The sequence below is a fragment of the Thalassospira mesophila genome (assembly GCF_002115755.1).
Taxonomy (GTDB): domain Bacteria; phylum Pseudomonadota; class Alphaproteobacteria; order Rhodospirillales; family Thalassospiraceae; genus Thalassospira; species Thalassospira mesophila.
This window is the reverse complement of the sequence record NZ_JFKA01000003.1, coordinates 60,067-86,934: the sequence shown is the minus strand read 5'-3', so window position 1 is coordinate 86,934 and position 26,868 is coordinate 60,067. Positions and strand designations below refer to the sequence as shown.

Sequence of the window (26,868 nt, the reverse complement as noted above, 5' to 3'; positions counted from 1 at the left end):
ATTGCCCGCAAAGAAGCACAGAGTCAAACAACGGTTCCCGCTAGCACCTCATTTCCTGTACAGCAAACATCAGAAATGCAATGCAGCCATGCGGTCAGCAATACCATGTGACTGTCGCATTTTTAAGAACAGGTCCAGACAATCGCATGATTTCAGTTGATTTTTTGAACACAGGAAATGACCAATAGTCATTTTACGGATCATATTTCTGCGCGAAACAACATATGTGCTTTTCGCAACGCACAAGGGCGAAATGGTAGAAAACAGACCCTTGTTTTTACACGGGCAATTCTGTGGTACGTTTCACTTCGCGCAAAGTAATCACGGTTTGCACCCGCTCCACACCGGGAAGCTGGGTTAAAACTTCGCTGTGGATGCGTTCATAGTCCGATGTGTTGCTGTAAACCACATGGACCAGATAATCACTTTGCCCGGCCAGAAGATAACATTCGACCACTTCGGGAACCGACTGGATTTCGCGTTCAAAATCTTCCAGCGCCTGGCGCGTTTGCCGGGCGATGGATATATTGACAAAGGCATTGCCCGGCTTGCCGATGCGCTTGGGATTTAACAACATCGCATAGCGATCAATAAACCCGGCTTCTTCAAGCAAGCGCACACGGCGCAAACAGGCCGAAGCCGACAGGTTCACTTTTTCGGCCAGATCGGCATTGCTGATACGTCCGTCCTGTTGCAGCAAACGAAGTATCATCCGGTCGCGGTCATCAATGTCCATTCGAATGTTTCCCTGACAAAATGGCATTTTCTTAAAATAATCTGCCAACAATACCATTTTTAGCGGCCCAGATTGAAGGGAAATTGCCAAAATTTTAGGGTAACGTTCAAAGATAACCAAAAGCCGGGCAAAAAGCCCACCCGCCACATCAAATCCGGGAGGTCACACCATGTTAATCGGTGTCCCAAGAGAGATCAAAAACCATGAATATCGCGTCGGCATGACCCCGTCATCCGTACGCGAAGCTGTTATCCATGGTCACAAGGTGATCATTGAAACCAGTGCCGGTGCCGGTATTGGCTGCAGCGATGCCGATTATCAGGCTGCGGGGGCCACTATTGTTGACACTGCCGCCGAAATTTTCGCCAATGCCGAAATGGTGGTCAAGGTCAAGGAACCGCAAAAGGTTGAATATGAACAACTGCGCCCCGGCCAGTTGCTGTTTACCTATTTGCATCTCGCCCCGGACCCGGAGCAAACCAAAGGCCTGATCAAATCAGGTGTGACTGCCATTGCCTATGAAACCGTCACCGACCGCAATGGCGGCCTGCCATTACTGGCCCCGATGTCGGAAGTGGCCGGGCGCATGGCCCCCCAGGTGGGTGCTGCGGCCCTGCAAAAGGCCAATGGCGGGCGCGGCATGTTGCTGGGCGGCGTTCCCGGTGTTTCCCCGGCCAAGGTTGTTGTGATTGGCGGTGGCGTGGTTGGCACCAATGCCGCCCGTATTGCGGTGGGCATGGGGGCGGATGTCACCATTCTTGATAAAAACATCAAACGGCTGACCTATCTGGACGATGTTTTCGGCCCGCGCATCAAAACCCAGTATGCCACCATCGATGATACCGAAAGCCTGGTTTACGATGCCGACATGGTTGTCGGCGCGGTTCTGATCCCCGGTGCTGCCGCACCAAAACTGATCCGCCGTGAACAGTTGTCAAAAATGAAGCCCGGTTCGGTGATTGTGGACGTTGCCATTGATCAGGGCGGGTGTTTTGAAACATCCAAAGCCACCACCCATGCCGACCCGATTTATATTGTCGATGATGTTGTGCATTACTGCGTTGCCAACATGCCCGGTGCCGTCGCGCGCACATCCACCTTCGCCCTGAACAACGCCACCCTGCCCTTTATGCTCGCCCTTGCCGACAAGGGCTGGAAAAATGCCTGTCAGGATGATGTTCATCTGGCAGCGGGCCTGAACGTGCATGACGGTAAAATCACCTATGAGGCCGTTGCCCGCGAACTAGGCTACGATTATTTGCCGCTGCAAAAAGCGCTGGCATAAGCCGATAACACCTCAAAATCTCTTTTGTGCAAACCCCGCTATCACAGCGGGGTTTGCTTGTTCGGGCGTTATTCAGCTTCAGCGCGCTCAAACGTCAGCAAGGTTTTGCGCAGCATATCAAACTCTGCCGACCCCAGATTGTCACGCAACCGCGACTGCACCTTTTGCCAGTCGCCGGCGGCGGCATCAAATGCGATGCGACCGGCATCGGAAACCGATAAAAAGCGCCGCCTTTTATCGGCCGGGTCCATCCGCAATATCACCAGCCCCGCCTTTTCTAATGGTCGCAACCCCCGCGACATGGCCGACTGGTCCATAAACATGGCATCGGCCACCGCCTGCACCGACGGGTTTGTCATTCGTTGAATATGCGCCAACAGGGTAAATTGGCCGATGGTCAACCCGTGCCGCGCAAGGGCGGCATCATACTCGCGGCTGACCACGCGCGTTGCCCGGCGCAGGGCATGCGCCATACAGATGCCGGTCAGGGCCAGGGCGGCCGCATCCGGGCGGGGCGATTTTTCATGTTTGGTCACACAGCATTTTCCGGTTGGCGGTTAAGGGCGGCATGATGATTGCCAATTCCATGCATATGACTATATATTAAATGCATATGCATTTAATAGCCCGGATCGACACGCAGCAACATCGCCAACCTGCCATGAATGGACCCTGACATGACCCTTCCCGATATTGTTTTATGCGCCCCGCGCCGCACCGCCATTGGCAAATTTAACGGCACCCTTGCCCCCGTTTCCGCAACCGACCTTGGCGCGCGGGTTATTGCCGCGGTTATGGCCGATGCCAAACTGTCCGCCAGCCAAATAGACGGCGCGGTGATGGGCAATGTGGTGCAGGCAGGCAACAAAATGAACCCGGCGCGCCAGGCTGTGGTTAATGCCGGGCTGGGCGACGCGGTTCCGGCAGTAACGGTAAACCGTGTTTGTGGTTCAGGGGCCGAGGCCATTGCCGCTGCTGCCCGTGAAACATGGCTGGGCCATAGCGCCATCATGATCGCGGGGGGCATGGAAAACATGGACCGCGCCCCATATTTGCTGCCCAACGCCCGTTTTGGCTATCGCATGGGGCCAGGTGAAATACAGGACAGCATGTTGCTAGACGGCCTGCATGATGCCTTTTCGGGCGAACATTCAGGCTGGCACACCGAAGATTTGATCACGCAAAAGAACATCTCGCGCGACGATCAGGACCGCTGGGCCGCCCGCTCGCACCAGAACTTTGCAGCCCGCCAGCAAAACGGGGCGTTTGAGTGCGAAATTACGGCCATCGAGATTGCCGGTAAAAAAGGAACAATCACGTTTGATCGCGATGAATCGGTTCGCCCGGAAACCAGCATGGATGTGCTGGCAAAACTACGCCCGGTCTTTCGCCCCGATGGCACCATTACCGCCGGCAACGCACCGGGGTTAAACAGCGGCGCTGCGGCCATGATTGTCGCCAACCGCGATGCGGCCGCAAAAGCGGGCCTGCGCCCGATGGCACGGCTGGTATCTTACGGCGTCGCGGCTCTGGCCCCGGCGATGTTTGGCATTGCCCCCGTCCCCGCCGTGCAACAGGCACTGTATCGCGCGGGATGGCAGCGTGGCGACATTGAGCGCATCGAAATTAACGAAGCCTATGCCGCCATACCGCTGGCCGTGCTGCGCGAACTGGGTCTGCCCGAAGACATCGTCAATGTTGATGGCGGGGCCATTGCGCATGGTCACCCGATTGGGGCCACCGGGGCCGTTTTAACCACCCGTTTGATCCATTCCATGCAACGCGATGGCCTTAAACGCGGCATTGTCACCCTGTGCATTGGCGGTGGTCAGGGCATTGCGCTCGCACTTGAGATCATCAGCTGATTTAAAAGGGGTGCCCATCTTCACACAGGCGCCCCTTGAAATTTCTATATTTAAAATATGATTTCTAAATTAGGAAGAAACGCGGCGCAATCAGGTTTTGCGCCAATGCCAAAGCCCCGGCAGCGAACTGGTGATCGCCTGAACAGCGAAACCGATAAAAATCAAACCGGTGGCGCGCACGATCCAGATTTGATGACGCAAATAAAACCGGCGCAAAAACCCCAGCCCCACCAGCCAGATCAAAATCAGATCGGCCAATATAAACCCGACCAGCGATGCCGCCAACAACCCGCCCATGCTGCCCCAATCGAGCATATCGGCATTTTTTGCCAGAAGGGCTGTAAACATCGCCACCGCCACCGGGTATCCTTTGGGGTTGGTGATGCCAAAAACAAGACCCCGGCGCCACGGACGGCGAATGATCATATCAACCCCGCCTTCAGTCTTGCGCCGCGCGGTCAACGCCAGAAACCCCAGCCAGAACAGATAAACACCACACACCATCGCCAAGGCATGAAACACCACCGGGTCCATCACGCGCGAGCCAATAATCGCCACCAGCGCCAACCCGGCCCACATAACATCGCCCGCCAGATGCCCAAACAAAAACCCGGCACTGGCCGCCCTGCCCTGTGCCGCACCCAGCCCCAGCATCGCCAAAAAGGCAGGCCCGGGCGTTAAAACATAAATCGCGGCGGCAACCATCGCCCCGATCAGCATCGAAAGTTCCATTTCGCCCCCCTGTTTTTGCCGGTTTTCATTGCCGGGTAAAATCATGTCACGGAACAAAACATTTGGGAAAATCAAAAATACCCTTCCGGATTTTCCGCATCGCTTTTTCACGCTTTTCCACAAAAAAACCACCCGGCACGCCAAAACACACCGGATGGTTTTTAAATTCAGATAGCGACCGCCAGGGTCAGAATTCGACCTGCGTTACGTCACGCACAGCGCCCTTATCGGCACTGGTGGCAAGGGCGGCATAAGCCCGCAAGGCGGTCGTAACCTTGCGTTTGCGCGGTTTGGCGGGTTTCCACGCCAAGGCCGTGCCCTTGGCTTCCATGGCTTCGCGGCGCGCGGCCATTTCGGCATCATCAATTGCGATATGGATGGTGCGGTTGGGGATATCAATTTCAATGGTATCACCCGGTTCAACCAGCGCAATATCGCCGCCAGCCGCCGCTTCGGGTGATACATGGCCAATTGAAAGGCCGGATGTCCCGCCCGAGAAACGACCATCGGTGATCAAGGCGCAGGCCTTGCCCAGCCCCATCGATTTCAGATAGCTGGTCGGATACAGCATTTCCTGCATGCCCGGCCCGCCTTTGGGCCCTTCATAACGAATGACCACAACATCGCCTTCCTTGACTTCACCGCCTAAAACCTTGGCAACGGCTTCGTCCTGGCTTTCGCAAATCACGGCCGGGCCGGTAAATTTCAGGATGCTGGCATCAACACCGGCTGTTTTAACAATGCAGCCATTGATCGCCATATTGCCAAACAGAACAGCCAAACCGCCATCCTTGCTATAGGCATGTTCCATATCGCGAATACAGCCACCTTTTTCGTCCATATCCAGATCGTCCCAGTAGCGTTCCTGGCTAAAGGCTACCTGGCTGGGCACACCACCGGGCATGGCGCGATAAAACTTCTGAACCTTTTCGTTGCTGGTGCGCCGGATATCCCATTTTTCAAGGGCATCAGCCATGGTTTTGGCATGGACTGTTGGCACATCGGTATGAAGCAACCCGCCGCGCTCCAGTTCGCCCAGAATACGCATGATGCCACCAGCCCGATGTACATCTTCCATATGATACAGCGGATGGGACGGTGCGACCTTGGACAGGTGCGGCACCTTGCGCGACAAACGGTCCATGTCGGTCATGGTGAAGTCAACTTCGGCTTCGCGCGCAATGGCCAGCAAATGCAAAACGGTGTTGGTCGAGCCACCCATGGCAATATCAAGCGCCATGGCGTTTTCAAACGCTTTGAAAGATGCAATACCGCGCGGCGTTGCGGTGATGTCGTCTTCTTCGTAATAACGACGCGCCAACCGAACCGATGTGCGCGCCGCTTCCAGGAACAGTTCCTTGCGCGCGCCGTGGGTTGCCAGAACCGAGCCGTTACCCGGCAATGCCAAGCCCAAAGCTTCGGCCAGGCAGTTCATCGAATTGGCGGTAAACATGCCCGAGCACGACCCGCAGGTCGGGCAGGCCGAACGTTCAACAACAGCCAGTTGTTCGTCCGAAACATTCGGATCGGCGGCTTCAACCATCGCATCGACCAGATCAAGATGGCGTTCCTTGCCATCGATCGTGACCTTGCCAGCCTCCATCGGGCCCCCCGACACAAACACACACGGTACGTTCAGGCGCATCGCCGCCATCAACATGCCAGGGGTGATTTTGTCGCAGTTGGAAATGCACACCATTGCATCGGCGCAATGGGCATTGACCATATATTCAACCGAATCAGCAATGATTTCGCGTGACGGCAAACTATAAAGCATGCCGTCATGCCCCATCGCGATACCGTCATCAACAGCAATGGTGTTAAATTCCTTGGCAACACCGCCCGATGCCTCGATTTCGCGCGCCACCATCTGACCCAGATCTTTCAGATGCACATGGCCCGGCACGAACTGGGTGAAACTGTTGACCACCGCAATAATCGGTTTGTCAAAATCTTCATCTGTCATGCCTGTGGCGCGCCAAAGGCCGCGCGCACCGGCCATATTGCGACCATGGGTGGTTGTACGGGACCGATATTCCGGCATGGGTCGAACCTCTCTTTATACGTAATATTTTTGAACTCGCGTTCTAGCACAGACTTGGCGTCAATTTACAGTTTTTTGCCCGAAAGTTTCGACAAACCTGCCATGCGAGTATTTTTATACCCGACAGCTTATCGGCAAAAATCCGGTTGGGCCAGCGATGATGGTGCCAAAAGGCAAAATGTACTGCCCCAATGGATTATGTCCATAATTTTACCTATCCCAAAGACCCATAAGATCAATCGAACGAGTAGGAGACGCTGCTGTCGTGACAGAATATTCTAATATTCGATTATCGCCGCCAGGCGATTCTCCCACTCCCATTCTCACCCCGGCCCTTTGTGGCTGGGGTTTTTTTTGAGCACGGGGCGCTTGTGGGCCAGAACAGGCCAAAGCGGCTATGAGCACGGGCTGTTTACCTGCAGGTAGTTTGCCATGCGAGGCCGCGCAATGCCAACACGCACATTACGGCCTATTGCCCCGCATGGACGCACGTTACCCCAGTGGCCGATATCACCTAACAAACCCCGCGCACCATCATTGCAGCCATACCGTCGTCAATTTCTTTATGTTAAAGCCCCGTATGCGAATAAGATGACAAACTGGCACCGGGTACGCCATTATTAGGCAAAGCCCCCAAAAACAAGGCATTGCATGACAGCCGAGCTTTCAACATTGCTGCGGCGCGGACTGGCAGCCCACGAAGGCAACCGTCTGCAAGAAGCCGAACAGATTTATCGCCGCGTTCTTGACGTTGCCCCGAACAATAACGAGGCAGAACATCTTCTTGCCACCTTGCTCACCCGTCAGGGGCACCACCGCGAAGCGCTGGAACTGTTTGAACGCTGCATTGCGCGCATGGGCGCGAACCCGGCGGCACGGTGCAATTATGCCATCGCACTGGAAGCCAATGGCGATATTGAACACGCGATTGATGAATTCCGCCTGGCGCTAAGCTATCACGGTGATTTTCCGACAGCACTTTTTCATCTGGCACGGCTGGAAAAGGCGCGCGGCAATTACGGCCAGACGATTGACCTGCTGGGCCGGATGCTTAACCTGCATAATGGCAACTTTGATGCGTTTTTGTTGTTCGGCGAGGCCCTGAACGCGCTGGGCCAGTATGAAGCCGCCCTGATGGCGTTTGAAAATGCCGCCGAGGCCGCCAAGCTTGATGCCGATAAAATCAACACGGTTGGCGCTGTTCTGTTGCGGTTGGGCCATATTGAGGCCGCACAAAACCTGTTTTCACGCGCCCTAAGCATCCATGGCGATCATGTCCCGTCGATGGTTAATATGGCGGCCTCCCTGATTGCGGCAGGCAAATATCAACAAGCCAACGCCGTTCTTGAAACCGCCCGCGACCACGCCCCCGACCTGGCCGATATTGAGGGCCTGTTTGCCGATATTTTAATCCGTGGCGGCGATACCGCCCACGGGGTGGCCCGCCTGGCTGCCTTGGTGGAAAAAAACCCGGCCCGTGCCGATTTTCATGCCCGATTGCTGGCAGCCTTGCTGTATTTGCCGCAATTTGACGGGCCGGAATATTTGAAACAGGCCCGGCAATGGGCGCGCTCGCATTTGCCGCCAATGCCATCCCCGCCACGGTTTGCCAACACCCGCAGCACCGATCGCAGGTTGCGCATTGGCTGGATATCGCCCGATTTTCGCGATCATCCGCTTTATGCCCGCCTGATGGGGCTGGCGCGAAATCATGACCGCAATGGCATTGAGTTGTTTTTATATTCCGCCGTCACCCGCCATGATGACACCACCCGGCAATGGCAAATTGTTGCCGATAGCTGGCGTGATGTCGCAGGCCAGGATGCCGAACGCATTGCCGAACGTATTCGCAAGGACAAGATCGACATTCTGGTCGATTTGTCCGGTTTTACCCGCAACCACCCGATTGAGGTCTTCGCCTATCGCCCGGCACCGCTACAGGTGACGCTTTATCATGCGTCAACCGGTATCAGCCAAATCGACCATATGTTTGGCCATGTCGATATGACCGCCGCCGGGGCGGCCGAAAACCGCATTTGCAGCGAAACACTGCACCGCCTGCCCCATGCTGCCTTTGCCTATACCCCGCCCGAGAACAGCAAGGCGACAGGCCCGTTACCGGCGCTTTTGAATGGATATTTAACCTTCGGCTTTGTCGGCACATTACCGCGCATTGGCGACACGGTGCTAAACAGCTGGGCGCGCATCATGAACAAGGCCGCCCATAGCCGCCTGATCATTCAGGCCGACGGGTTGCATGACAACTTTGTCCGGCAAAATTTCCTTGACCGGGCCCGGCAGGCAGGCCTGCATATTGACCGCGTAACATGCCAGGGCGTCGACCCCGATAAAATCCGCAATACCGCCATTTATGACCAGATCGACATCGGGCTGGACCCGTTCCCCGCCAATAACATTATGGCAGGCTGCGACATGCTGTGGCACGGGGTGCCTTTTGTGACATTGGCCGGTACCATGCCATCGGCCCGGTGCGGGTTGGGCGTGCTAAGCGATGTCGGGCTGGATGCATTGGCGGCAGAAACCCGCAATGGTTACGTTGAAAAAGCGGTGTTGCTGGGCCGCGATATTGATGCCCTGTCCATGATCCGCCGGACATTGCGCGACCGGGTGTTAAAAGCAAGCATGATGAATCACCGGTTGATTGCGGCTGATTTTGAAGAAGCCTATCGCGATATCTGGCGGCTATGGTGCGCGCAATAACCGCGCACGGCACTTGCCACCTGCACCTCGCTGACGACGCAACGGGCAGCAAGGCCGCCTATTTGGCAATGACCCCGCTGGCAAATAACTGATCAACGGCGGCGGCCAAATCATCGGCAATAAAACCGGCTTCGGCGGCTTCGGGAAGCCGTGTTTCTGTCGCGCCGTGCCCGGTGCGCACCAGAACGGTTTTTAACCCCGCAGCATTGCCCGCGCGAATATCGGCAATTTTGTCACCAACCAGCACACTTTCGGACCGATCAATGGCAAATTCCTCGCAGGCGGCGAATATCATGCCGGGGCCGGGTTTGCGGCAAGTGCTTTCTTTTTGATAATTGCCCACACCATCGATATGAAATGGTGAATAATAAATACCCTGCACGCTGGCGCCCTCGTCCGCCAAAAGCTGCGCCATCTTCACATGCAAATCGTGCAACTGGTCTTCCGATAAAAATCCCCGTGCGACACCCGACTGGTTGGTGACCACCACCACCGGCACCCCTGCCCCATTAATGCGGGCAATGGCCTGCGCCACACCGGGAATTAATGCCATGTCTTCGGGTTTTGCCAGATAATGCACTTCTTCGTTAATCACTCCGTCGCGATCAAGAAAAATCGCGGGCAACGGATGGCGCTGATCGCGCCATTTGGGCGACGGGTCAATCAGGTGCCTGCGTACAAATGAATAATCAGTCATGTGGAAAAATGTCCGCCCGACACCATGTTAACGAAAAATCATTGGGCCAGAAGCTGGTGCTGGCTGCTTTTAAAATGGGATAGATATCCCCCCGCAGCAAGGGGCATCTATCGACGTCCGGGCTTTTTACTGATTATAAAACCGACACGTTATAACTGGTATTACCATTATTAACTTGTCGGACCCTGCCAGAACATGGCAATTACCTTTACTGGCGTTTTTGTCAGGGGGATGATGCATGTTTGCCAATATTTTTGCCATTCTGGCACCGGTTTTTATCACAACCGGGCTGGGATATTTCTGGGCGCGCGCCGGCAAGCATTTTGATACTTCCCTTGTGACATCGCTTGTCACCTATTTTGGTACCCCGTGCCTGACCTTTGCCGCCCTTGCTACGGTCAAGCTGGGTGCCGATGCCTTGCTGTCGATGGGCACGGCGGCAGTTCTGTCCACGCTGGCCTTTGTCGCCATTGGCTGGCCGATCCTGAAACTGTTCAAGCTCTCGCCCCGCACCTATTTGCAATCGCTTAGCTGGCCCAATATTGGCAATGTCGGTTTGCCGTTATGTTTGCTGGCCTTTGGCAATGACGGGCTGGCGCTGTCCGTGGCGTTTTTTGCCGCAATGATTGTTTTGCAGCTTACCGTGGGTGTCGCCTTTGTTGCGGGAACATTTTCAATCCGTTCGCTGGTGAAAATGCCGATTGTACCGGCAACCCTGATTGCGATTGTGTTTTTAGCCACCAAAACCCCGGTCCCGGCCTGGCTTTACAATACCACCGATTTAATCGGCCAACTGACGATCCCGTTAATGCTGTTTACATTAGGCGTGTCGCTGGCGCGGTTAAAACCGGTCAGTCTGCTGCGCAGTGTCGGTTTGTCGGTGCTGCGGCTGGCAATGGGGTTTGGCGTCGGGCTTGGATTATCGGAAGTTCTGGGCCTTGACGGTATTGCCCGCGGCGTTGTGATTTTGCAATGTTCGATGCCCGTGGCGGTTTTTTGTTATCTGTTCGCCCAGCTATATGACAACGAGCCCGAAGAAGTTGCCGGGGTTGTTATCGCATCGACCTTTCTGGCCGCCATCAGCCTGCCTGCCCTGTTATGGTATGTGCTGTAAGACTATTCAGGGCGTGATTTTCAGCCGGTAATGGCCGGTATGATCGTTGCTGGAATAAAAACCCACCGCGCATTCATAGCTGCCGCGTTCGAGTTGCGGGTCGTTGTTTGCCGCCGCCTGTTTCATAATTACATCCCGGCACTTTTCAGCATTTTCAAAGTTTTCGCCCGCGAACTTAAACACGGTTCTATCGGATTTGTCAGGGTAATAAACCGCGGTTACCTTTTCCCACGGTGCAGCGTCATCCGGCCAGAACTGGTTGGCAAACCATTCCTGCGGTGCCCCCAACGATGCCCATGCCAAAACGGCAATAATTCCCACCGCCAATAACCGGCGCGCCATGCGCCCGCGCATAAATCGCATCATTTACCGTCCCAGCCCATATTGTGAAAATCGCTGCCGCGATAGACGGCATCGCAATCGAGGTAGTATTCGTCAAGTTGTGGAGGTTTTTGCCCTGTGCCTGACAGCATGGCATGCACCTGCCCGCGATGATGGGTTTGATGCACAAACAAATGCGACAATACCGCCCCGGCGGTTTCATGTGCATATTCGCCCCGGCCCCGGTCCAACGTCACCGTTTGCGCCGCCCCGTTGCCAGTCAGCATTTCGCAAAAATTCAGCAATTTACCATCGCTGTTACGTTGGGCGGCTGCCAGCTTGCCAATCTCGGAAAACGGGTTGGCCGTGGCAAAACAGGCCCGTCCCCGGCCCCCCGATGTCAGGGCATCAACATAATACCAGTCGACAATCAGAATATGGTTCAAGGTTTGCAATATTGTCGGGAAAAACGACGTGCGCTGTTTTGTTAAGTCGCCCGACGACAGTTTTTCACAACAGGCCAGTAACCGGAAATTCGACCAGGCATTATTTCGTGCCTGATCAAAAAACGACGTTCCCGGCTGTGATGTTTGGGACAACATAACGCATCGCTTTCTGTTTGCGGGTTATTCCCCGGTTACCGGATGGGCATGGTTTAACGGGCCATTGCCCTTGCCAAAATTCGGTGCTGTGCGAATGGCTTCGCGCACATAGGCGCGCGCACGCGCAACCGCATCGCCCAGATCCAGCCCCTGGGCAATGCCCGTGGCAATGGCACTGGCGAGGGTGCAGCCGGTCCCGTGGTTGTTGTCCGATGGAATACGGTCATCCTCAAAGCCGGAAATTCCGTGTTCGCGGTCCCACAAAATATCAATAATTTTGCTGCCTTCGGAATGTCCGCCTTTGACCAGCACGGCATTGGCCCCCATCGCGCCGATTTTTTCAGCCGCGAAAATCATGTCGTCTTCGTTTTCAATACGATGACCCGACAGAACTTCGGCTTCGGGGATATTGGGGGTTAAAATGGTGGCACGCGGCACCAGTAATTTTATCAAGGTTTCTACCGCGTCTTCTTCAAGCAAGCGCGACCCGCTTTGTGAAATCATCACCGGGTCGATCACCACCGGTATTCCGGCGGCCTTGCCTGCCAGCAACCCGGCAACAGCCTTGATCACGGGGACCGAATGGAGCATGCCGGTTTTCAGGCAATCGGCCCCGATATCGTCGAGCATCAATTCTGCCTGCAACACGATAAAGGCCGGATCAACCCCGACCACGCCAAAAACACCTTGGGTATTTTGCGCGGTCAGCGCGGTAATCGCCGTTGCCGCATAGCCCCCTAAAACCGTAACGGTTTTAATATCGGCCTGAATACCCGCCCCGCCGGAACTATCCGACCCGGCAAGAATTAACACACGCCCCTTCATCGGAAACTTCTCCTGTTCTTCAAACCCGGTTTTGCCACCTGCCACCTTTTAAACAATCAGGCGGTTACCGCGTTAATTTGCGCGATGATATCGTCGACCACCCGTTCAACGTGGCTGGCGTCATCACCCTCGGCCATAACGCGGATCAGCGGCTCGGTGCCCGATTTGCGAATAAGGACGCGGCCATCACCGTTAAACGATTTTTCAGCCGCAGAAATCGCCTCGATCACGCTGCTATGGCCCAGCGGGTCGGTTCCGGCGGCATAACGGACATTTTTCAAGATTTGCGGCAGCGGATCAAACACATGGGTCATTTGCGATACCGGCCCGTCATGCCCGGCCAGCACGGCCAAAACCTGCAACGATGCCAGCAAACCATCGCCGGTCGAGGCAAAATCAGACAGCACGATATGACCCGATTGTTCACCACCAACATTGCAGCCAAGGGCGCGCATTTGCTCGACCACATACCGGTCGCCCACCTTGGTGCGGATCAGGCGCAAGCCCTGCTTTTCCAGATAGCGTTCCAGCCCTAAATTGGACATCACCGTTGCCACCAGCGCATTGCCACGCAACTGGCCGGTTTTGTGCCAATGGGTGGTTACCAGCCCCATAAGCTGATCACCATCAATCAAACGGCCATTTTCATCGCACATCTGCACGCGGTCGGCATCGCCATCAAGGGCAATACCGACATCGGCTTTTTCCGCCACCACCAGATCGCACATCGGTTTGGTATGGGTCGACCCACAATTATCATTGATGTTAAAGCCGTTCGGCTTGGTGCCAATTTCAATCACATCGGCACCAAGTTCGCGCAAAACCTTGGGCGCGACGCTGTAGGCGGCACCATTGGCGCAATCAAGCACAATTTTAACGCCTTCCAGCGTCACATGCCCCGCCAGCGATGATTTGACCGCTTCAATATAGCGCCCTGGTGCGTCGTCAATGCGTTTGGCCCGGCCCAGCGAATTTGCCGACACCAGAAGCGGCGACAGATCGCTATCCATCAGGGTTTCGATTTCGCTTTCAACCGCATCAGACAATTTAAACCCGTCCGGCCCGAACAGTTTGATACCGTTATCTTCGTAAGGGTTATGGGATGCCGAAATCATCACGCCAATGTCGGCACGCATTGATTTGGTCAGCATGGCCACGGCCGGGGTTGGCATGGGCCCCACCAAAATCACATCCATCCCCATCGATGTAAAACCGGCCACCAAAGCAGGTTCGAGCATATAACCGGACAATCGGGTATCCTTGCCAATCACAACACGATGGCGGTGGTTGCCACGGGTAAAATATTGCCCGGTCGCCATGCCCACTTTAAGCGCCACTTCGGCGGTCATTGGCGCACTGTTGGCAGTTCCACGGATTCCGTCAGTCCCGAAATATTTGCGGCTCATGCTTTGGGTTCTCTCGCTATGCTGAATCCGGCGTGCCGGAAACCGGGTTATGGTCCCATATGATCACCGGTTATAACAAAGTCAGTCGGTATTGCCACCAGCTTGTCATCACTATCCGATACCAAGCACCGGCCCACACGTCAAACCGGGTTCCGTATCGCCTATATGGGGCCGTTCCCCCTAAACAAAACATTGGCGTGGCTTTTAATTTATCGCTAACACACAACAGGCGGGAATTTTTTGGGTTCAGGGGATTGGCAACGTCAGAACAGGCATCAGCGGGTGCTGGCCGAAATGCATTTGCCAGAATGCATTGGCCGGTTGGCCTGCCCGAACAAGACCGGACAGGCTTTACAGGCTTTGCGGCGTTCTGGCACGGCATGCGCGGCCTGATGTTTGCTGTTATCGCGTGCATCGTTTTTGTGACCATCACCGGGCCGCTGCACGCGGCGGGCGCACAGCTGATTGTGTCGCCCTCGGGCCAAAGCAACTATGACCTGTCACTTGACCATTATCTGGGCCGCCTGACCGACCCTGACGGGGTGTTGTCATTTAGCGATGTTGTCCGGCGCCCGGACCAGGATTTTCAACCTGTTGTCGATACACCAAGCCCTGGCTACACCCATGATATTATCTGGTACCGGGCGAATTTTCAGGTCGATGCAGCGTCGTCCGGCATCAAGACCAGCTCACACGACATGCGGCTGTTTCTCGAAATCAGCCCGCCCTATCTTGACCGGATCAATGTCGCGATATTTAGCGTGCGCGACCAGAATTTCATCTGGCGCACCTTGCTGGGTGACAATATTCCGGCAAATGACAGCACCGTCAAAAGTCGCCATATTACAACCCGCCTGCCCGACCTTGTGCCGGGAAAATACAGCATGGTTTTTCGGGTGGAAACAACCAGCACCCAAACCCTGTCGGCCAATATCCGCAATGATTCCACATTGATGACCAAAGGCGGGCGCACCCTTGTTTTGTCCGGCGTTGCCGTGGGGGCCTTGCTGGTGATCGGGGTGGTTTATCTGGGTGGCGGCATGTTGATCCGCGACATTTCGCTGTTATGGTACGGGGCCTATGTTTTATCGATTGCGATACTGGGCATTGGCCTGTCCGGGCTGGGGTTGTTGTTGTTACAACCGTTATGGACCCCGGCAAACGACCTGGTGACCGGGGTTGGCACCGCGTTTTCTATCGCATGTAGCACCATGATGTGGGTCACCGTCATTAATTTGCGCCAGCTTAACGCCCGGCTGCATCGTGCCTATTGCATTTATTCAACAATTGCCGCGCTGATGGCGGTCACATCGACCACACCGTATTATTCGGAATTCGGGCAATATTTTCTGTCGTTTCATCTGCTGGTGCTGTTTAGCATGTTTGGCTGCCTGATTTACCGGTTGTGGCGCAGCCCGCAGGGTGTCTATTTTTTCTATCTTTTCACCCTTGGCATTCCCAGTTTTGCGGCGGCCATCTATGTTGCATCGCTGGTGGGGCTGGCACCCTCCACGCCGCTTATTCAGGCTATTTATCCCTTATCGACGATTTTTCATCTGTTGATGATGGGCATTGCCATGGCCTATCGCACCAGCCACCTTGAACATGCCCGGATCGCCGCCCAAAGCCGCCGCCATCGCACCCGCCAGCTTGCCGATGAACAGCGCGAATTCATCACCATGCTGGGCCACGAATTTCGCACACCGCTGGCCATTATCCAGCGCTCGGCCGAACTGATTTCGCTGCATATCGGCGACGCAGGCGACGGCATTGCCGACAGAATGGTGCGCATTCGCAGCCATGCGGGCCAGCTATCGGGGCTGGTCGATGTTTTTCTCACCAAAGACACCCTCGATCGCGGGGCGTTCAAGCTTAATCTTGTCCCGATCAATCTGCAGGTGTTTCTGTCGGAAATTGTCTCGTCGGTTGATCAGGACAGCACCCGACTGGATGTTACCCTGCACGGCGACGCTGACACCGCAATCCACGCCGACCCGACATTGCTCCACCTTGCGATTATCAATGTGGTTGAAAATGCCCGCAAATATGCGCCGGGCTCGCCCGTTTCCATTGATTGCAGCCATCGCGGTGACGGTTTTGCCTATATCCATGTGGTTGACCACGGGCCAGGCATGAACGAAGAAGACCTGGCACAGGTGTCGCTGGCTTTTTATCGCGGCAAAACATCCGACGGCACACGGGGGGTGGGGCTGGGCCTGCATATCGCCAACCGCATCATCGAGGCGCATGGCGGCACCATGACCATGTCGATTGGCGAAAAAGGCGGCACCACCGTTATTTTCAAGCTGCCGCTTGACCGCGAAACAACAATTTACAATATCCGCCATCGCAATACCTATCGCCTGGCGTCAAACCGTGTTCCCCGCAAAAAAGGGGCCGAGTGATGACCGATAGAATTGCACCCGTGCGCAATATCTCCGCCCCGTGTGCCCATCGCAGCCCACTGTGCGCGGGAAAAAATATATCCCGAACAGGTAAAATACTGGCAAGAGCAGCCCTGTTTTGGCTGTGCCTTATCGTACTGGCGATGTTTGATGGCTTTACCGGGCGGGCTTTGGCCGAACTGGCCCCACCGGTTGATATTTCGGTGTCGATGACGCGTGATATCCTGTTCAAGGGCCACATCGCCAGCTTTCAGGACCCCGAACAAACCAAAACCCTAAGCGACATTCGCGCCCTGCCCGAAGAGGCCTTTACCCGCGAAAAAGGCATTCCGGCATTTGGCTATACCAACAACGCCATCTGGTATCGCATTGATCTGGTTGTCGGCCATGCGACCGACGACACCCGCCACATTGATATTGGCCCGATATATTTAAACGTGATCAATTTGTATGTGGTGCAAAAAGACAATCCACACCCGATATGGACGACACTGATGGGAGACCACGTTCCTTCCAGCCAGCGCCCGGTGATTGCGCCAGAACATCTTGCGCCCTTCCCGGCACTCGAACCGGGGCATTACAGCCTTTATATCCGCACGCAATCCAACAGCACCCAGTTCATCGAAGTATCCCTTCTGTCCAACGACGCGCAGATCAGCCGCTGGTCGCTGGGGCTGGCGGGCAAAGGGCTGTTTGTCGGGATCGTTCTGAGCATGGCGTTGATGTATATGATCGTCGGGTTGTTCATCCGCGATTATGCCGTCGCCCTTTACGGGTGCTGCCTGGCGGCATTCGGCACGCTGTCCTCGGCGCTGGGCGGGTTGTTTTTAACCGTTTTCGCCCCGGAATGGCCCTATGCCAACGATTTGCTGGTGGGGATGGGCACCGCAGTCAATATTGCAGCAGCCAGCCTGTTATGGGTGAACATCCTGAATATCGGGGCCGAATGCCGACTGTGCAAAAAAATATTCTGCACCTATTCCGGCGTTGTCTTGCTGGGGTCGGTAACCGCAACCACGCCGCTATATACAACCTTTGCCAGCTATTGCCAGTTTTCACACAGTGCTGTGATGACCATTTATATCTGCTTTCTGGTGCGCCGGATCATTCGCAATCCGCGTTTTATCACGCACTGGATCTATTTTATTGTGATGTTGGTGCCGACTGTTTCACTGATTATTTTCTATCTGGCCCTGAACCATTATTTACCGGTCAATGCCATTACCGCGGCAGCTTATCCGTTTGCACTGGCTTCTCATCTTGTTTTAATGAGTGTTCTGATGGCTATGCGCATTTCCGGCATTGATCGTGACCGCATAAAAGCGGCCAGCATGGCCGAAAGCACGGAAAAAATTGTTCAGGAACAGCGCAAACTGGTGTCGATGCTGTCGCACGAATTTCGGACCCCGCTGGCCGTTATTCAACGCGCGGCCGAAATGGTAACCTTGCGCTTGCAAAAAGAGGCCGCAACAGCGGGCAATGCCGACGTTCCGCGTGCTGTGACCGAACGCCTGAAACGCATTCAGGACCAATCGGGAAAGCTGGCACGGCTTGTCGATGTTTTTCTGGGCAAGGACAACCTGAATGCCCCCCAGTTTGCGCTGGCCCGCAAACTGGTTCCGGCGAAAAACTTTCTGCAGGAATTTGCAACACTGGCCCGGCGCGACAATGCTCATATCAACTTTAGCTATCTGGGCGATGCCAACGCTGTCTTATATGCCGACGAAACTTTGCTGGGTCTGGCCATGACCAATGTCATTGAAAATGCCCGTCGCCATCAACCCGGCGAAACCATTTCCCTGACAGCCCGGGAAGAAAACGGCATGATTTTGAAAATTGACATTTCGCATCCGCAACTTGATCAGGCAGATCCGGCCGATATTGACAAAGTCCGCGAAAGGCTGTTTCGCCCGCTTCATACCGTGCCGCCCGAAACCGGCCCCAACCGGTTTTACGCCAAAAAGACCAATGCCGAAGATTTTACCCCGCGCAACAATGACGGCCTGGGATTACACATTACCCAGCGCATTATCACCGCGCACGGCGGCAAAACCGACATTGTCTCGCGCCAGGAAACCGGTATGGACATCCGCATTACCTTGCCGCTTGAACCCAAATTGTAACCTTGGCCGCAAACAACACACCAGACAGCAGCAAGCTTGCCAACGGGTCGTCACCGGTGAACCAGGCCTGCGCACAAGCACCCGCATGCGCGCTATGCCAACAAACAACCCGAATTGATTTTGGAAAATTCAGCGTGGCGGGGAGATACGGCGAAACATCGCACGGCGCGTTTTATGACACAACAATAGTGGCAATATTGGCCGATCAGGCGTTGGTGCGAATGCGCGTTGCCGTTTCGTCATCGGTTTCATCGCCAACAATCACCGCCGGGGATGTAAACGCATATCCGCGCCCATAGGCAGTTCGCACCGGTAATTCGGCATCGGTTTCCTTGAAAATCTTCTGTCTTACACGGCGAATTGCAGTATCAAGGTTCCGGCAATTTTCGGCGGTGTCGGCTTTGCCTAGGGCCATGACAATATCGGGCCGGGTCAACCAGCCGCCATTTGCCTCGATCAAAATGCTGATGATGGTGCGTTCGCCTGCGGTCAACTGCGCCCCTTTGCCCTCAGGCGATGTCAGGCTCCAGTTCAGACGATCCAGCTTCCAGCACTCATCCGTGCTTTCTTTGGCATCCTCCGGGGTGGCTTCGCCAATCGCCGGTGCGGCAACCCGGCGCAACAAGGGCCGCAACGCCGCCTCGATCACGGAAAGCGGGCTGTCCTTGGTCAGGTAAACATCGGCTCCGGCCTGATACCCGGCCAGATGCTGGTCCATGCCTGAAAGCGATGTCAGCATCATGATGCCGCAATCAAGTTTGTTGCGGGTAAAACGGGCCAGATCAAACCCGTCGGCATCGGGCAACATCACGTCAAAGATTACGGCTGTCGGGGTACGTTGTTCAAGGGCATGATAAAAGGCCTGGCCAGTTTCACATCCGACCACATCAAATCCGCAAATTTCAAGATATTCGCAAAGATCGCGATTTAGATCTTCGTTGTCTTCGACAACAAAAATGCAGGCAGCCATTTATTTCTGCTCCGACGTACCCAACGATACATTTTGCTCGAATGTTCGTTTTTAAACGGGTTTTTCTTTTTGTTCCTACCGGCAGGCAAGTCGCTTTGAACGGGAACCACCCGCGCAAAAACACATATATTGGTCCGGTACTACAGATATGAAGATAACAAACTTCAATAGCAAGCCAGAAGCAACAAGTGTCAGAAATTGACAGAATCCTCACATCCCGAAACAAAACAGGCGAAAACGATGACAACATCGTTTTCGCCTGTAAACGCAAAGGGTGAAAAGGGTACCCGAAAATGGTTACACAGTACCCATTGCCGATGCGATACTTACCGCCTGGGCCGTTTGCGCCACATCATGCACGCGCACGATCTGCATGCCCTGACGCCAGCCATTCAAAGCCGCCGCAAGTGAACCGCCCAAACGGTTTTGCGGCGCGGCTGTCGGGTCTATTTTGCCGATAAAGGATTTACGGGACGCGCCCAGCAATACCGGGCAGCCCAAACCATGAAAAATCGACAAGCGCGAGAGCAATTCAAGATTGTGCGACAATGATTTGCCAAATCCGATACCCGGATCAACACAAATACGATCCCGGCTGATGCCTGCCTGTTCGCAGCTTTCGACCCGATCCAGCAAATAATCATACACGTCAAGAACCACACACTCATAGGACGGGTGGTCCTGCATGGTCCCGGGTTCGCCCTGCATATGCATTAAAATGACCGGCTTGTCAGACTGCGCCACCAGTTCAAGCGATGCCTCGTCGCCCGCAAGGGCCGTCACATCATTAATGATATGCGCCCCGGCCTCGATTGCGGCGGCCATAACGCCGGCATGGCGGGTATCAACCGACACACAATGCCCGTCGTCCGCCAACGCCTGAATAACCGGCACAACCCGGTCGATCTCCTCGGCGATCGAAACAGGCGCCGCCCCGGGACGGGTCGATTCACCACCGATATCAAGGATCGACGCGCCCTGCCCGGCCAGCGCCCGGCCATGGGCAATTGCCTGATCGGTACTGTTATGCTCGCCCCCGTCCGAAAAACTGTCGGGGGTGACATTGACAATGCCCATGATGTGGGAACTGTCCATATCCTGATTGGCAAACGCCCGGCGGTTGCCGGTCAGACGGTCCAGCACGGCATTGATTTCATCAACCCGGCCTGAATTTTGCACCCAGCCCTCCAGGGCCAGCAGCGGCAAAATCATGCTTTCGGCCCCGCCATTTTCACGGCGGCGGATAATTTCCAACGCTGAAAAACCACGACGTCCGCCTGCCAGCGGCAGGGTTTGCGGGTCGTCGGCACGGTCAATAAAGCCGGTCGGCACGTAATATAACGGTCCATCAAAATCAGCAAAGCCCCGCACATCGGCGGGGCTTCGCAGGACCGATCCTTCGATCTTGTCCATAGGTCAGTATGCTTCCATTCTAGCTGCCCGGCTGCGGTTCGGGTGACAGGTCACTACCGCTTTCGCCGGAATTTTCACTCGGTTTTCCGCTGGCGTCTTCACCAGATGTTTCCTTGCGCGCGCCCGATGTCGGAACAGCCGAACGACGGCCATTACCAGTATCGGTGCCCGTGCCACTATGATGCCCCGGACGATTGATTTCCTCGCCGCGCAACAAGGCTTCGATTTCCTTGCCGCTCAGGGTTTCATATTCCAGAAGCCCTTTGGCCAGAACATGCAGATCATCGATATGTTCGGTCAAAACGCGACGGGCAAAGATCAGGGCCTCGTCAGAGAACCGGCGAACTTCCTCGTCGATCAGCTGGGCGGTTTTTTCTGAAACATTTTTATGCTGGGCAACCGAGTGGCCCAGGAATACTTCTTCCTGGTTATCCACATATTTCACATTACCAAGCTTTTCAGAAAAGCCCCATTCCGTCACCATCTTGCGCGCATATTGCGTCACCATGTTGATGTCGGAAGATGCCCCGGTGGTAACCTTGTCCTTGCCGAAAATCAGTTCTTCGGCAACACGGCCCCCCATGGCAACAGCAAGATCGGAAATCAGCTGTTCATAGGATTTTGAAAGCTGATCACGTTCCGGCAGGCGCATAACCATACCCAGCGCACGACCGCGCGGAATGATGGTTGCCTTGTGGATCGGATCAGAAGCCGGTGTATGCAAGGCCACCAGCGCATGACCACCTTCGTGATAGGCGGTCAGTTTCTTTTCATCATCGGTCATGATCATGGAACGGCGTTCCGCCCCCATCATGACTTTGTCTTTGGCGTTTTCAAAATCCGACATGGTAACAACGCGTTTGCCAAGGCGGGCTGCCGCAAGGGCGGCTTCGTTGACAAGGTTGGCCAGATCGGCACCCGAGAAACCCGGGGTTCCGCGCGCCACGGTACGCAATTCAACGTCCGGACCCAACGGAATTTTGCGGGCGTGCACACCAAGAATATGGGCACGACCTTCAAGATCGGGGTTTGGCACAACAACCTGGCGATCAAACCGGCCCGGACGCAGCAAAGCAGGGTCCAGAACGTCAGGACGGTTGGTTGCCGCCACCAGAATAACGCCTTCGTTGGCTTCAAAACCATCCATCTCGACCAGAAGCTGGTTCAGCGTCTGTTCGCGTTCATCATTACCACCGCCAAGACCGGCACCACGATGACGACCGACGGCATCAATTTCGTCGATAAAGATGATGCAAGGTGCGTTCTTTTTGCCCTGTTCGAACATGTCACGCACACGCGATGCGCCGACACCCACAAACATTTCAACAAAGTCCGAACCCGAAATGGTGAAGAACGGGACATTGGCTTCGCCCGCAATGGCACGTGCCAAAAGGGTTTTACCCGTCCCCGGAGGGCCTACCAAAAGCATACCTTTGGGGATTTTACCGCCAAGACGCTGGAACTTTTGCGGATCGCGCAAAAAGTCGACCACTTCTTCAAGTTCGTTCTTGGCTTCTTCAATACCGGCAACGTCTTCAAAGGTTACCCGACCGGATTTTTCGGTCAGCAGTTTTGCCTTTGACTTGCCAAAACCCATGGCTTTGCCGCCGCCGCCCTGCATCTGCCGCATGAAAAAGATCCACACGCCAATAATCAGAATCATCGGGAACCAGCTGATCAGCGCGCTCATCAGCGGCGACAGCGATTCTTCAGGCTTGGCAACAATACGAACGCCCTTCTCGTTGAGTTTCTCAACAAGGTTGGGATAAGTCGGAGTGTACACATTGACGGAGCGACCGTCGCGCGTTTGCGCCGTAAGAGTTTTGCCCTGAATGGTCACTTCAGAAATCTGCCCGGAATCAACATCCGACAGAAAGTCCGAAAAAGCCAGCTGTGACTGGCCCGACCGTCCGGATGGCGACTGGAACAGGTTAAACAAAGCCACCAAAAGTATGGCTATGATGACCCACAGTGCGAGATTTTTTCCCATATTCTTTCCAAGCTACTGGTCGCGAACAATATCCGCCACTACGCGGCAGGCACCCCGCGACATGACCTGACCCATCAGATAATAACAGGACGGCCCGGCGCAAGTACGAAGTCACGGATTTGCGACGAATTTAAAACCACCTTCCCACAACGGGGCCGATGGCGCAAACCGCCACGTCACTTTGATCGCCCGAAACAGGTCCAAATAACCTGTCGGGCAACCGGCGGCGGATAATACGTCGGAAAGTGCATAAATCTCAAGGCCAGCGACAGATAAAGGCTGATCTTGCCATAACAGAAGCGGCAATACCGCCAGTGCCGGGCGCGGCCGTGATGCCCAAAACGGCACAGTTTGTGCCATCGCCTTGCGAAAGACGCGCTTGTGAAACGGGTCACACACGCCCAACGGCACAATGGCAAAACCAGTCATATCCCCGCTTGCACCGGGTTTTTGCGGCCATTCAAGGCAAAGTTCGAACCGGTTGTCCCACCGTGTGACCTGTCGGGGTAAAACCGGTTGCGGGGCAATATCCATCCGCCCGGCTTCACGATAAATCAGGATATGATTTTCACGCCGATGCAGCACACACCCGGCAAGACTGTGCCGGGTCGCGCTGTTTTGGCGAAATAATTGTAAAACATGCCTGACCGAGTCTCGCGCCGGGGCATAATTTCCGCCGCCGATCATTCGTAAAACATGGCCAATGCCATAGGCGGCACGATCAAAGGCGGGGCTGCCAATGTCGGGGTCATCTGCATGTCGACCCGCTTTGATGTCGCCACTACCCACAAACGGCCATGTAACCGTCGCCACACCATCGGTCGCAATAAAAACATGCCGGGCCAAAAAGCCGCCAATGGCCTGCTCCATATTCTGGCGTTGATGTGCCATGGCCGAAAAATCAGCAGGAAGAAGTCCTCCGCCCGATTGCAGTTTGCGCCGCATCCGGACCCGCTCAAAGGCAGGATTATGATTTGACGGGTCTTCGATCCAGTCTTGCCCGCCATGTGCGATATGTGAACCTGAATTTGCATCTGGTGCCGCGTCGGCAACAAAGGGCGTGTTCCCGCCCCCCACAATTGCTTGCAGCGTTGCCCGCAGATCATTGCTGGTAACGGGCAACAACGGGCGTAAAACGCGACAGTGGCGCAAATATCGTTGGGCTGACATGCCCGCCTGCCCGAGCGGACCGCTGTTATGGTCGCGGCGCATGGCCACGGTTTCGGCCTGATCATTAAAATGATGGGCCACAAGAACATGTAAAATGCCAAGTTCCCCGGCCAGATCATCGATCAGGCAATAACGCGCCGCACGGGCTTCTTGCTGGATCGCGGCACCGGGCTTGGGGCCGGTCCAGCGCCGGGTGATATGTTCAATACCGTATGTCGCCAGTTGCTGGCTCACCCATTGGGCTTCGGTCGCCGCATCGGCGCGCAAACCGTGGTCAACGGTAACGGCGATCAGCTTGCCATTGCGATCTGCACACCAGCGCGCGGCCAGAATGGCCAGTGCCATGCTGTCCGCCCCGCCCGATACCGCAACCATCAGCCGCGGGTTTTCACCAAACGGTGCAAAGGGGGCCATCAGGGCAGAAAAAGAAGCGGCGTCCACCGGAACCCCGCCAGACGCCGCATGATCTGGCTGGCTATGGGTCATAATCGCCATAACCGCCTTATTTGCAGTTCCGGTTTTTCTTTTCCTGACGCGCGCGATCAAGAATAACCGTCGACGAGCCTTCGAAATTGGCCAGCAAATGGTCATAGGTCAGGCAGGCATCATCGGTTTTGCCAAGATTGGCCAGCGACATGCCCAGCTTTAACAAATTATCGGCGGCCTTCGGGCTATCAGGGTAATTCTGGAAACCTTCGGTAAAGGCCAGCGATGCCTGGTCATAATTGCCCCGCACATAAAAGGTTTCGCCCAGCCAGTATTGGGCATTGCCCGCCAGCGGATCCTTGGGGTGGGCTTTGACAAAGGCGCTCAGCGCGGCCTGGGCCTCGGGGAATTTTTGCTGGCGCAATAAACCAAAGGCGTAACGGTACTGATCTTGCGGGGTGCCACCGGGTAACACGCCATCTGTTGCCCCCGTCGCCGCAGCGGCCCCGGCGGCTGCCGCCCCCGCGCTGGCCGCACCCTTGGCACCGGCCTGCGGACCTGAAGGAATTTCAGGGGCGTTGCCCTGGCCTTTGATCACGCCAAACAAACGGGTCCCGTTTTTGTCCAACGGCTGGCCTGCGTCGCCGCCCAAACCACCCCCGCCATTCGAGCCCGACGCCGATGCCCCGTCAGATGCGGCATTTGCACCGGTATTGGCCGAGGACAGACCACCGGCCACCGCCCCTGCACCTGCACCTGCGGCAGCGCCGCCGTCAGACTGCCCGGTCTGGGTGGTTTTGCCTTCAAGCTGGCTAAGACGGAAATCAACATCGGAAATAAGCCGATCAAGGCGGTCCGACATCTGGCGAACCTTGTAACCCTGTTCCTCGATCTGGCCGGTTAACTGGGTGATTTGGCCTTGCAAATTATCGATCTGGACCTGCTGGCGGGCGGCGGCGGGTGTATTATCCGCGCCAGAACCCGAGGCAACAGCCCCGCTCGCGGCAGGCGGACCTTCGCGATAGACATAGCGTTGCAGCACATCAAGGTCCTTGCGCAACTGATCTACCTGGCGCGAAACCGATGCATCCTGCGCCATAACCGGAGACGCGAACCCGACGGTCAAAAATCCCAAAATCACCAAAGAGCCCATGCGGGCGAACAGCGACGGGCGACGTGCAATGGATGAAACGGGCAAGGCAGCGGCAACCGCGTTTCGCGATAGCAAGGAAACGCCACGGGTCGTAACGGGTTCTGGTCGGATCATTTCCAGGTCCTTTTTGGTCGGCTTCAATAACATGCAACAGATTTCAAACAAAAATCGTTGCGCTGTCAAACGGCAAAAATAAGGCGCCTGCCCCGAAACCGGGACAGGCGCCTGAAATCAAACCGGATTTAAACCCGGTCGCGATTAACGGACGACCGTTACAGCGCGACGGTTTTTCGACCAGCTGGCATCGTCATGACCCAGAGCAACCGGGCGTTCTTTACCATAGGAAATGGTTTCGATGCGGGACGGTTCAACGCCCAGAGCAATCAAATAATCCTTGGAAGAGTTCGCACGGCGTTCGCCGAGTGCAAGGTTGTATTCGCGCGTGCCGCGTTCATCGGCATGGCCTTCAACCAGAACAGTGTACTGCGGGTATTTCTTCAGCCAGGCAGCCTGGAGTTCCAGGGTGCGACGGGCTTCAGCCGACAGGTCATACTGATCGTAATCAAAGAAGACGCGATCGCCAACATTAACCGCGAACCATTCCGGGCTGCTTTCTGAGAGAGCATTGGAAGTGGTGGTGGTCGTTGCGGGCTGGTTCATTGTAGAGACACCCTCGCCCTGCGAAGTCGCCGAGCTGTCCGGTGCAGTTTCACAAGCGGCCAAAAGAGCGGCGGCAGCAAAAACACTCAGAATCCGAAGTTTCATTTAAGTTTTCCCCTTAACACCGGACGCATTCGCCCGAGTTGGTTTTTACCATGTCTCGCGACACCATCACATGCTCGTTTAAAAACGAATCGCATACGGTGTTTC

Annotated in this window: 21 protein-coding genes; 6 read left to right on the top strand and 15 right to left on the bottom strand. The window is 55.4% G+C overall.

Annotation, left to right across the window (positions count from 1 at the left end):
• Positions 1-277 precede the first annotated feature (277 nt).
• Complete coding sequence (locus TMES_RS08265) at positions 278-736, bottom strand: Lrp/AsnC family transcriptional regulator (RefSeq protein WP_085582045.1); 459 nt, start codon at positions 734-736, stop codon at positions 278-280.
• A gap of 169 nt (positions 737-905) precedes the next feature.
• Between TMES_RS08265 and ald the strand changes: the two genes are divergently transcribed.
• Entirely contained in the window at positions 906-2,021 is a 1,116-nt protein-coding gene (gene ald / locus TMES_RS08260; RefSeq protein ID WP_085581398.1) for an alanine dehydrogenase, read from the top strand.
• A 68-nt stretch (positions 2,022-2,089) separates the two neighbouring features.
• On the opposite strand, the gene TMES_RS08255 is transcribed toward ald, so the two are convergent.
• On the bottom strand, positions 2,090-2,557 hold the full coding sequence (locus tag TMES_RS08255; protein WP_085581396.1) for a MarR family winged helix-turn-helix transcriptional regulator: 468 nt from the start codon (positions 2,555-2,557) through the stop codon (positions 2,090-2,092).
• 141 nt (positions 2,558-2,698) lie between these two features.
• On the opposite strand from TMES_RS08255, the gene TMES_RS08250 reads away from it, so the two are divergent.
• Entirely contained in the window at positions 2,699-3,886 is a 1,188-nt protein-coding gene (locus tag TMES_RS08250) for a thiolase family protein (RefSeq protein WP_085581394.1), read from the top strand.
• 90 nt (positions 3,887-3,976) lie between these two features.
• On the opposite strand, the gene TMES_RS08245 is transcribed toward TMES_RS08250, so the two are convergent.
• Together TMES_RS08245 and ilvD are read right to left on the bottom strand one after the other, a co-directional pair.
• On the bottom strand, positions 3,977-4,618 hold the full coding sequence (locus tag TMES_RS08245) for a LysE family translocator (protein WP_085582043.1): 642 nt from the start codon (positions 4,616-4,618) through the stop codon (positions 3,977-3,979).
• A gap of 187 nt (positions 4,619-4,805) precedes the next feature.
• Positions 4,806-6,662, bottom strand: coding sequence for a dihydroxy-acid dehydratase (gene ilvD / locus TMES_RS08240; protein ID WP_085581392.1), 1,857 nt, complete (start codon positions 6,660-6,662; stop codon positions 4,806-4,808).
• Positions 6,663-7,313: 651 nt separating this feature from the next.
• Between ilvD and TMES_RS08235 the strand changes: the two genes are divergently transcribed.
• Positions 7,314-9,383 (top strand): O-linked N-acetylglucosamine transferase family protein, encoded by a 2,070-nt coding sequence (locus TMES_RS08235; protein ID WP_085581390.1) that lies wholly within the window; start codon positions 7,314-7,316, stop codon positions 9,381-9,383.
• Between the two features lie 58 nt (positions 9,384-9,441).
• Here the strand turns inward: TMES_RS08235 and TMES_RS08230 are convergent, their stop codons facing one another.
• The gene (locus tag TMES_RS08230) at positions 9,442-10,080 is read right to left on the bottom strand and encodes a D-glycero-alpha-D-manno-heptose-1,7-bisphosphate 7-phosphatase (RefSeq protein WP_085581388.1); all 639 of its coding nucleotides are present in this window, start codon (positions 10,078-10,080) and stop codon (positions 9,442-9,444) included.
• Positions 10,081-10,318: 238 nt separating this feature from the next.
• Here TMES_RS08230 and TMES_RS08225 point away from each other — a divergent pair, with 238 nt between their 5' ends.
• Entirely contained in the window at positions 10,319-11,194 is an 876-nt protein-coding gene (locus TMES_RS08225) for an AEC family transporter (protein ID WP_085581386.1), read from the top strand.
• A gap of 6 nt (positions 11,195-11,200) precedes the next feature.
• Here the strand turns inward: TMES_RS08225 and TMES_RS08220 are convergent, their stop codons facing one another.
• Genes TMES_RS08220 through glmM form a run of 4 tightly spaced genes read right to left on the bottom strand, consistent with a single transcriptional unit; the run spans position 11,201 to position 14,348 of the window.
• Positions 11,201-11,560 carry a hypothetical protein gene (locus TMES_RS08220; protein ID WP_085581384.1) on the bottom strand — a complete coding sequence of 120 codons (360 nt, stop codon included), beginning with the start codon at positions 11,558-11,560 and terminating at the stop codon, positions 11,201-11,203.
• A complete protein-coding gene (locus TMES_RS08215) occupies positions 11,557-12,117 on the bottom strand; it encodes a DinB family protein (RefSeq protein WP_085581382.1) in 561 nt (186 codons plus the stop codon). Before TMES_RS08215 ends, TMES_RS08220 begins: the two co-directional genes overlap by 4 nt.
• 24 nt (positions 12,118-12,141) lie before the next feature.
• Positions 12,142-12,942: a bifunctional hydroxymethylpyrimidine kinase/phosphomethylpyrimidine kinase gene (thiD, locus tag TMES_RS08210; protein ID WP_085581380.1), complete on the bottom strand. Its 801-nt coding sequence runs from the start codon at positions 12,940-12,942 to the stop codon at positions 12,142-12,144.
• A 56-nt stretch (positions 12,943-12,998) separates the two neighbouring features.
• A complete protein-coding gene (gene glmM, locus TMES_RS08205) occupies positions 12,999-14,348 on the bottom strand; it encodes a phosphoglucosamine mutase (RefSeq protein WP_085581378.1) in 1,350 nt (449 codons plus the stop codon).
• 254 nt (positions 14,349-14,602) lie between these two features.
• Here glmM and TMES_RS08200 point away from each other — a divergent pair, with 254 nt between their 5' ends.
• Complete coding sequence (locus TMES_RS08200; RefSeq protein ID WP_158091212.1) at positions 14,603-16,753, top strand: sensor histidine kinase; 2,151 nt, start codon at positions 14,603-14,605, stop codon at positions 16,751-16,753.
• A complete protein-coding gene (locus TMES_RS08195; protein ID WP_085581374.1) occupies positions 16,753-18,876 on the top strand; it encodes a sensor histidine kinase in 2,124 nt (707 codons plus the stop codon). Before TMES_RS08200 ends, TMES_RS08195 begins: the two co-directional genes overlap by 1 nt.
• A gap of 205 nt (positions 18,877-19,081) precedes the next feature.
• On the opposite strand, the gene TMES_RS08190 is transcribed toward TMES_RS08195, so the two are convergent.
• The 6 genes from TMES_RS08190 to pal all read right to left on the bottom strand — a co-directional run bounded on the left by TMES_RS08190 (position 19,082) and on the right by pal (position 26,763).
• Positions 19,082-19,846, bottom strand: a complete 765-nt coding sequence (locus tag TMES_RS08190; protein ID WP_085581372.1) for a response regulator transcription factor — start codon at positions 19,844-19,846, stop codon at positions 19,082-19,084.
• 297 nt (positions 19,847-20,143) lie between these two features.
• Positions 20,144-21,259, bottom strand: coding sequence for a dihydropteroate synthase (gene folP / locus TMES_RS08185; protein ID WP_085581371.1), 1,116 nt, complete (start codon positions 21,257-21,259; stop codon positions 20,144-20,146).
• Between the two features lie 19 nt (positions 21,260-21,278).
• A complete protein-coding gene (ftsH, locus tag TMES_RS08180; protein ID WP_085581369.1) occupies positions 21,279-23,249 on the bottom strand; it encodes an ATP-dependent zinc metalloprotease FtsH in 1,971 nt (656 codons plus the stop codon).
• Between the two features lie 111 nt (positions 23,250-23,360).
• Positions 23,361-24,914, bottom strand: a complete 1,554-nt coding sequence (gene tilS, locus TMES_RS08175) for a tRNA lysidine(34) synthetase TilS (protein WP_158091211.1) — start codon at positions 24,912-24,914, stop codon at positions 23,361-23,363.
• A 7-nt stretch (positions 24,915-24,921) separates the two neighbouring features.
• On the bottom strand, positions 24,922-26,112 hold the full coding sequence (ybgF, locus tag TMES_RS08170) for a tol-pal system protein YbgF (protein WP_085582041.1): 1,191 nt from the start codon (positions 26,110-26,112) through the stop codon (positions 24,922-24,924).
• A 144-nt stretch (positions 26,113-26,256) separates the two neighbouring features.
• Entirely contained in the window at positions 26,257-26,763 is a 507-nt protein-coding gene (pal, locus tag TMES_RS08165) for a peptidoglycan-associated lipoprotein Pal (RefSeq protein ID WP_085581365.1), read from the bottom strand.
• Between the last annotated feature and the right edge of the window lie 105 nt (positions 26,764-26,868).

What these genes read in the sequence shown, in the direction of transcription:
- TMES_RS08265 (WP_085582045.1), bottom strand. Translation starts at nt 736, where the DNA reads ATGGACATTGATGACCGCGACCGGATGATACTTCGTTTGCTGCAACAG.
- ald (WP_085581398.1), top strand. Translation starts at nt 906, where the DNA reads ATGTTAATCGGTGTCCCAAGAGAGATCAAAAACCATGAATATCGCGTC.
- TMES_RS08250 (WP_085581394.1), top strand. Translation starts at nt 2,699, where the DNA reads ATGACCCTTCCCGATATTGTTTTATGCGCCCCGCGCCGCACCGCCATT.
- TMES_RS08245 (WP_085582043.1), bottom strand. Translation starts at nt 4,618, where the DNA reads ATGGAACTTTCGATGCTGATCGGGGCGATGGTTGCCGCCGCGATTTAT.
- ilvD (WP_085581392.1), bottom strand. Translation starts at nt 6,662, where the DNA reads ATGCCGGAATATCGGTCCCGTACAACCACCCATGGTCGCAATATGGCC.
- TMES_RS08235 (WP_085581390.1), top strand. Translation starts at nt 7,314, where the DNA reads ATGACAGCCGAGCTTTCAACATTGCTGCGGCGCGGACTGGCAGCCCAC.
- TMES_RS08230 (WP_085581388.1), bottom strand. Translation starts at nt 10,080, where the DNA reads ATGACTGATTATTCATTTGTACGCAGGCACCTGATTGACCCGTCGCCC.
- TMES_RS08225 (WP_085581386.1), top strand. Translation starts at nt 10,319, where the DNA reads ATGTTTGCCAATATTTTTGCCATTCTGGCACCGGTTTTTATCACAACC.
- TMES_RS08220 (WP_085581384.1), bottom strand. Translation starts at nt 11,560, where the DNA reads ATGATGCGATTTATGCGCGGGCGCATGGCGCGCCGGTTATTGGCGGTG.
- TMES_RS08215 (WP_085581382.1), bottom strand. Translation starts at nt 12,117, where the DNA reads ATGTTGTCCCAAACATCACAGCCGGGAACGTCGTTTTTTGATCAGGCA.
- thiD (WP_085581380.1), bottom strand. Translation starts at nt 12,942, where the DNA reads ATGAAGGGGCGTGTGTTAATTCTTGCCGGGTCGGATAGTTCCGGCGGG.
- glmM (WP_085581378.1), bottom strand. Translation starts at nt 14,348, where the DNA reads ATGAGCCGCAAATATTTCGGGACTGACGGAATCCGTGGAACTGCCAAC.
- TMES_RS08195 (WP_085581374.1), top strand. Translation starts at nt 16,753, where the DNA reads ATGACCGATAGAATTGCACCCGTGCGCAATATCTCCGCCCCGTGTGCC.
- TMES_RS08190 (WP_085581372.1), bottom strand. Translation starts at nt 19,846, where the DNA reads ATGGCTGCCTGCATTTTTGTTGTCGAAGACAACGAAGATCTAAATCGC.
- folP (WP_085581371.1), bottom strand. Translation starts at nt 21,259, where the DNA reads ATGGACAAGATCGAAGGATCGGTCCTGCGAAGCCCCGCCGATGTGCGG.
- ftsH (WP_085581369.1), bottom strand. Translation starts at nt 23,249, where the DNA reads ATGGGAAAAAATCTCGCACTGTGGGTCATCATAGCCATACTTTTGGTG.
- tilS (WP_158091211.1), bottom strand. Translation starts at nt 24,914, where the DNA reads ATGGCGATTATGACCCATAGCCAGCCAGATCATGCGGCGTCTGGCGGG.
- ybgF (WP_085582041.1), bottom strand. Translation starts at nt 26,112, where the DNA reads ATGATCCGACCAGAACCCGTTACGACCCGTGGCGTTTCCTTGCTATCG.
- pal (WP_085581365.1), bottom strand. Translation starts at nt 26,763, where the DNA reads ATGAAACTTCGGATTCTGAGTGTTTTTGCTGCCGCCGCTCTTTTGGCC.